Raw genomic sequence first — 6,140 nt, 5'->3', positions numbered from 1 at the left:
GTCTTGTCGTCGTTCACCGTCAGCTTCAGTTGCTCCATCATTCCTCGCATCGCCGCCATGGCATCCTCTGCCCGGCCCTTGCAGCAGATGACGAAGTCGTCCGCATAATTGACGATTTGCGCCGACCAGCGACGGGCATACCCCAACGTCTTCCATCCGAGGATGAAGCGCCGCATGTACAGATTCGACAGCAGCGGTGAAATCGGAGCCCCTTGCGGGGTGCCACGTCCGGTGTCCCGGTTGGACGTCGTCCGTTTCCGGTGACCGTGTCCATCGTCCTCTTCCACTGGCGCGTCCAGCCATTGCTTGATGAGGTGCAGAACGTGCCGATCCACGATCCGACGGGCGACGCTCTTCATAAGCTCAGGGTGCGGAATGCTATCGAAATAGCCGGATAGATCCGCATCGATCACTTGCTGGTGTCCAGTGTTCAATAGACGATGAACCGCTTGTACCGCATCCTGCGCTCCCCGCTCTGCCCGGTACGCGTATTGCTCCGGTTGCAGATCGGCTTCAAAGATGGGTTCCAGCACGAGCATGGCCGCCGTTTGTACCACTCGGTCGGTGATCGTCGGTATGCCCAAGGGGCGCAGCTTGCCGTTCGGCTTGGGAATCCAGACCCGCTTGACCGCTTCCGGTCGGTAGTCTTTCTTCTTCAGCCGTTCCGCCAGTTCCCCAAGCCAGCGTTCTTCTCCATACGCTTCGATGTCTTCAAAACGTACGCCATCCACCCCGGCAGCTCCCTGGTTGGCTTTGCCGCTTCGGTAGGCGTGGTCGAGCACGTCCCGTCGATAAATCTTGTCGTACAGGAGGTAGAACCGGTACTCGGGTTCTTCCTTCGCTTTGGCATGTAACGCGGTCCGCAGTTTCTGAACGCTTATCGGAGTTTGCAGGTTGCCCAATCTCTTGTCCCTTCCCGCTTCTTGCGTTAGTCTTGAACTGAGGCCCCTTCCCTCCATCGGCATTACCCGACTTCATCGGTACTACGGGCCTCTCCGCCACCCCATCTCGCCCAGCCTGTCCCTCGCGGGCGTCCGGTTGGTCTTGCGCTTGACCACGGGATGGGGCTTCCCGTGTTGCGTCTGCCTTCCTCTTCCACACATGCCGTCACCAATACCCCGGCGGAACCACAGACTGCGTTTCGCTCGCATTCGCCTGTGACATCGGCCTTCCCCGTATTCACGCCGGGTCGGCTTCCGCATCACACTTTTTCGAGGCCTGCTCAGTGTTCAATCAAATTACGGCCTGCATGTTCGCCGAGTTCCTTACAGAACCCTCTACACCAGAGGCTTCAGCCGCTTCGTTACCTCCACGACTGCTCCAGTTGCTACCGGCCGGAGCGAAAGTTGCCGGACGGGTTTCGCACCCGCTGGAAGACAGCGCCTTTGCACGGCGCACGCGAACGAAAGTGTTGGACGCCTCGGTTGGTCGTGATCCTCAGGAGCCCTGAACGGCCCTATTTGCGTCCCTTCGGCCAGCTGAAAACAGCGATTTTGCTCCTCCGTCCAACACTTTCAATCGCACCCCAGCGCAGGGAGACTTTTGCCAACAGTCGGTAGGCATCACTAGAATGTCGGGGTATCTGGTCAGACACCCCCCATGATTGTAGCGGCTTTGCCGGCCCCTGATCAGTACCGGCAAACCCTTTGTGTGAGAGACGAATTGGACACCACCCGCAATCCCCTCTGCGCCAGCGCAGCAGCACCCCTCTGGCCGGCAGCCCAAAGGCACAGCCGCTATCTGCGCGATCTGCTCGCTGCCCGTCCGGAGATCGCCGCCTGGCTCAAGGAACACGCCACGTTGCCGCTCACCGCCCGACAGATGAGCGACTTTCTTGCCACCGCCGCGCCGAGCAGCGAGGAGGGCCTGCAGCGCGTCCTGCGCCAGTTGCGCCAGCGCGTGATGGCCACGCTGATCGTTCGTGACCTCGGTGGCGTGGCGCCGTTGAGCGAAGTCGTCGAATGCATGACCCAGCTCGCTGATGTCACCACCAACTTCGCGCTCGACTTCCTGCATCGGCAATTGTGCGAGCAGTTCGGCGAACCGCTCGACAGCCGTGGTCAGGCCCAGCGTCTGCTGATCATCGGCATGGGCAAGCTGGGCGGACGCGAGCTGAATGTCTCATCCGACGTCGATTACATCTTCGTCTATCCCGAGGAAGGACAGACGGCAGGCGGTCGCCGACGCATCGACAACTATGATTTCTTCCTGCGCCTTGGCAAGCGCCTGATCGCTGCGCTCGGCGACTGTACCGCGGACGGACAGGTCTTTCGCGTCGACATGCGCCTGCGCCCCAACGGCGACTCCGGGCCACTGGTGGGGTCGCTCGGCTCGCTCGAAAACTATTTCATCTCGCAAGGCCGCGAATGGGAACGTTACGCCTGGATCAAGGCCAGGGTCATGAATGAGGGAGTCAATCTGCAGCAGGAATGGCGTCAGGCACTGTACGGCAGCGTGCGCCCCTTCGTCTTCCGCAAGTACCTCGACTTTGGCGCCATCAACGCGATGCGCGATCTGCATGCCCAGATTCGTCGCGAAGTGGCCAGGAAGGACATGGCCGAGCACATCAAACTCGGACCTGGCGGCATCCGCGAGATCGAATTCATGGCGCAGGTCTTCCAGCTGATCCGCGGTGGCCGCGAGCCGGCCCTGCAAATCCGGCCGACCTTGCAGGTCCTGGCGCTGCTCGCCGAGCGTCAGTGGTTGCCGGCCGAGAGCGAGCGCGAGCTGGCGGCCGCCTACGTGTTTCTGCGCCGCCTCGAACACCGTCTGCAGTATGTGCGTGACGCCCAGACGCACAAACTGCCGAGTGGCGACGCCGATCGACTGGAGATTGCCGGGTCGATGGGGTTTGCCGACTGGCCTGCCTTCATGGCGGTGCTCGACGCACACCGCGCGACCGTTGGCCGGCACTTCGAGCAGGTTTTTTCGGAACCCGAGGAAGGCCGGCACCCGCTGGCCGGAATCTGGGAGGAAGCGGCGGCTGACGATTCGCTCGATCGACTGGCCAATCTGGGTTTCCGTGCTCCGCAGGCGCTGCTGCAGCGTCTGCAGAGCTTTCGTCAGAGCGGTCGCTACCTGCAACTGCCGGCGAGCAATCGCGAGCGTCTCGACGCGCTCGGTCCGCGCCTGATCGATGCTGCTGCGGCGACGGCGACGCCCGACGCCACCTGGCAGCGCGGTCTCGATTTTCTCGAGACGATCAGCCGTCGCGGCGCCTATCTGGCCCTTCTGCAGCAGTATCCACAAGCCTTGATGAAACTCTGCGAGCTGATCGGCAGTTCGGCGTGGGCCGCCGACTACCTGACCCGTCATCCGATCCTGCTCGACGAACTGCTCGATTCGCGCATCTTCGACGTCCGCACCGACTGGCAGCACTTCCAGCAGGAACTGCGGATGCGCTTGGCGCAGCATGTCGGCGATGTCGAACGCGAAATGGACATCCTGCGCGAAACCCACCACGCGCAGGTCTTCCACTTCCTGGCGCAGGACCTCGTCGGCCTGCACAGTGTCGAACACCTCGCCGACCGGCTCAGCGAGCTCGCCGACATCATGGTGCAGACGACGCTCGACCTCTGCTGGCAAAAGCTGCGGCAGCGGCATCCGCATCCCGAGCGACCGCCGCGCTTCGCGGTCATCGCCTATGGCAAGCTCGGCGGCAAGGAACTCGGCTTCGCTTCGGATCTCGACCTGGTCTACGTGCACGATGATCCCGAACCCGACATCGGCGGACTCTATGCGCGTCTCGGGCAGCGCATGAGTACCTGGATGTCGTCCCAGACACCGGCCGGCGTGCTCTTCGAAGTCGATCTGCGCCTGCGCCCCAACGGTGATTCGGGAATGCTCGTCTGTCCGATCACCGCCTTTCGCGACTACCAGTTGCAACACGCCTGGCCCTGGGAACACCAGGCGCTGACGCGTGCCCGCTTCTGCGCCGGTGACCCGGCTGTCGGGGCGCAGTTCGAGGCCATCCGGATCGAGATTCTGCGGCAGCCGCGCGATCTCGCCAAGCTGCGTGACGAAGTCCTGGCCATGCGTCAGCGCATGCTCGACCAGCACGCTTCGCGCAGCGAAGAAGACTTCGACATCAAGCACGATCGTGGCGGCCTGATCGATGTGGAGTTCATCGTTCAGTATCTGGTTCTCGGCCATGCGCATCACCATGACCGGCTCTGCGGCAACCTTGGCAACATCGCGCTGCTCGGGATTGCCGTCGAAATCGGCCTGATTCCGGTCGAACTGGCCGCACCCGTGCAGAGCGCCTACCGTGAGTTTCGCCGCCTGCAACACGTTCTGCGGCTCAACGCCAAGCGTCGGGCACGCGTCGAACGCAGCTCGGTCAGCCGCCGCATCGCAGCCGTTCGCGCACTCTGGGAGCAGGTATTTGCCACGCCGTGAACTGCGCTTCGGGTCACCCGGAGAATGACCCGGTTGCGGCCGGCACCGCGGGCGTGCCTTCCCATTTCGAAGGTAACAGGATTGACAGCGGCCAAGCGGGCTGGGCATACTCACACGCGTGCCACGCAGGGGTCACGCCGACAGGCGATAGGCCCGGTGGCTTGCGCACTACCCGCCGGGGCACGGCCCCGGCCACATCCCATGGCGAGGGGCCGTGGCCTGTCAGCGGATCGTCTCTGGAGTGTCCTGTGGAGAGTAGTCATTGGTTTCTGGAATCCATTGCTGCCGATGGTTCTCATGTGAACTACGACATTGACGACCTGCCTTTCCGGATCGGTCGTGGTCAGGAAAACGATCTGGTGCTGGCGACGCCCGGCCTCAGCCGGAAGCATGCCATGCTCTACGACGACATCAGCGCGCAACTCCGCCTGGCCGATCTGAACAGCACCAACGGTACCTTTGTGAACCGCAAGCGTATCGAAGGCTCCTGCCTGCTGCAGGAAAACGACATCATCCATTTCTTTACGGCGGAGTTTCGCCTCCGCCGGCACCAGCCTGACCAGACGCGTTTCATCCCCTCGAACGACTCGCGAACCATGCTGATGCCGATGGGCACGAACCTGTCCGAACTCTTCGTCGCCAATGAGGGCGAGTTTCTCGACCTGCTTAACGGACAGGGGATTTCGGGTGCTGCGCAGCCCATCGTCGATGCGCACAATGGCCGTATCTTCGCCTACGAATTGCTCGGGCGAGCGAATCATCCGCAACTGTCCGGCAGTCCGATCCGCCTGTTCCGAATGGCGACGGCGCTGAACCGCGAAGTCGACCTCAGCGTCGCCTTCCGGAAATTCGCGATCACCTCGATGGCTCCGCGCCTGCGCCAATTCCCCTTGTTTATCAACACTCACCCCAAGGAAACTTTCAGCAAGCCGTTTTTCGCGTTGCTGACCGACCTGCGCCGGCAGACACCGGAAATGCAACTGGTCGTCGAGATCCATGAATCCGCGGTCACCGACCTGCTGCGCTTACGTGAATTAAGCGCTTTCCTGCGCGACATCGGCGTGCGTTTTGCCTACGACGATTTCGGCGCAGGGCAGGCGCGCCTGAATGAACTTGGCGAAGCGCCGGCGCACTTCGTGAAATTCGACATGGGCCTGCTGCACGACCTCCATCTGGCCAGCGAACGCAAACGCCGGGTGATCAGCGATCTGGTCAAGCTGGTGTTGAACCTGGGCTCAGTGCCGCTGGCCGAAGGCATCGAGCTCGAAGAGGAAGCACAGATCTGCCGCGACATGGGTTTTCATCTGATCCAGGGCCACCTCACCGGCCGGCCGATTCCTGCCGACCAACTGTAGCACCGGGCTTCCGGCAGCGAGCAGGAGTCCGCCAGTGCGCGCCAAAGACGCGTGTTCAGTGCGAGGATGCCGGCCCCGATCCCGACCTGCGCAGGCCCCTCACCTCAAACCGCACCCGGTCGAGTTCCGTGCCCTTCGCATCCACCAGCACCACCTCGTGTCGGCCCGGTGTCGGCGGCCAGAGCTGCAGCGCATCCGCGCGCAGGCGCGTGCCGTCGTCGAGCTCGAACCAGTGGCCGCGCACTGCGGTACGCGCCGCAGCGCGTGCCATCAGCGTCAAGCGCTGGCGGTCGCGGGGAATGTCCGGATCGACGGCGTAGATCGCACCGTTGGCCGGCGACTCGATGCGCGGACGGACGGCCATGGCGCCGACCGGGGTGACCGTCG

At 62.9% G+C, this 6,140-nt stretch carries 3 protein-coding genes and 1 pseudogene; 2 read left to right on the top strand and 2 right to left on the bottom strand.

Going from position 1 to position 6,140, the window contains the following annotated elements:
* Positions 1 to 902, bottom strand: a 902-nt coding sequence (locus CAPSK01_RS07535; RefSeq protein ID WP_034924970.1) for a reverse transcriptase domain-containing protein, incomplete at its 3' end; no start/stop codon positions are given.
* Positions 903 to 1,662: 760 nt separating this feature from the next.
* On the opposite strand from CAPSK01_RS07535, the gene glnE reads away from it, so the two are divergent.
* A complete protein-coding gene (gene glnE / locus CAPSK01_RS07530) occupies positions 1,663 to 4,398 on the top strand; it encodes a bifunctional [glutamate--ammonia ligase]-adenylyl-L-tyrosine phosphorylase/[glutamate--ammonia-ligase] adenylyltransferase (RefSeq protein WP_034924578.1) in 2,736 nt (911 codons plus the stop codon).
* A 248-nt stretch (positions 4,399 to 4,646) separates the two neighbouring features.
* Positions 4,647 to 5,753 (top strand): EAL domain-containing protein, encoded by a 1,107-nt coding sequence (locus tag CAPSK01_RS07525; RefSeq protein ID WP_034924575.1) that lies wholly within the window; start codon positions 4,647 to 4,649, stop codon positions 5,751 to 5,753.
* A gap of 55 nt (positions 5,754 to 5,808) precedes the next feature.
* Here CAPSK01_RS07525 and CAPSK01_RS07520 read toward each other — a convergent pair.
* Positions 5,809 to 6,140 (bottom strand): annotated as a pseudogene (locus tag CAPSK01_RS07520) (hypothetical protein); the annotation flags it as partial.

Origin of the sequence: Candidatus Accumulibacter vicinus, assembly GCF_000584955.1 — a bacterium.
GTDB lineage: Bacteria > Pseudomonadota > Gammaproteobacteria > Burkholderiales > Rhodocyclaceae > Accumulibacter > Accumulibacter vicinus.
The sequence above is the reverse complement of the archived record's forward strand: the minus strand, read 5'-3'. Positions and strand labels throughout refer to the sequence as shown.